The sequence below is a fragment of the Halodurantibacterium flavum genome (assembly GCF_042681825.1).
Classification (GTDB): Bacteria; Pseudomonadota; Alphaproteobacteria; order Rhodobacterales; family Rhodobacteraceae; genus Halodurantibacterium; species Halodurantibacterium flavum.
In genome coordinates this window covers 1-676 of the sequence record NZ_JBHUGH010000015.1, presented here as the reverse complement: position 1 = coordinate 676, position 676 = coordinate 1, and the positions used below count along the sequence as shown (strand labels likewise).

The 676-nt window shown below is 61.4% G+C and carries 1 pseudogene; it reads right to left on the bottom strand.

Annotation, left to right across the window (positions count from 1 at the left end):
* Window positions 1-24: 24 nt before the first annotated feature.
* Window positions 25-676: pseudogene (locus tag ACFSGJ_RS17125) on the bottom strand (IS5 family transposase); the annotation flags it as partial.

Below are 676 nucleotides of genomic sequence, written 5' to 3'. Positions count from 1 at the left end.
GCTAGGGTCCAGACTCATTGAATTTCACAGCCAGAACAAGACGGTTGCGGCGAGCATGATCGCGGAGAAGAAGGTTTCCGGGCAGCGGTCGTATCGGGTGGCGACGCGCCGCCAATCCTTCAGACGGCCGAACATGATCTCGATGCGGTTGCGCCGTTTGTAGCGCCGCTTGTCGTATTTGACGGCCTTCCTGCGGGACTTTCGACCGGGGATGCAGACCTTTATCCCCTTGTCTTTCAACGCTTCTCTGAACCAATCAGCGTCGTAGCCCCTGTCAGCCAGCAGCCAACCCGCCTTCGGCAGACTGCCCAGAAGAGCCGCGGCGCCTGTGTAGTCGCTGACCTGGCCGGCCGACATGAAGAACCCGATCGGCCGCCCCGTGGCATCGGCAACGGCGTGCAGTTTGGTGTTCATGCCGCCTTTTGTCCGCCCGATCTGGCGTGCGCGCCCCCCTTTTTCACGCACAGGCTCGACGCCGTGCGGTGTGCCTTGAGATAGGTCGCATCGATCATGATCGTCTTGTGCTCGGCGCTCTCAGCGGCCAGGCCGACCATGATCCGGGCGAAGACCCCGTTGTCACTCCAGCGCTTCCAACGGTTGTAGAGGGTCTTGGCGGGCCCGTATTCCTTCGGCGCATCACACCACCGCAACCCATTGCGGTTGATGAAGATTATGC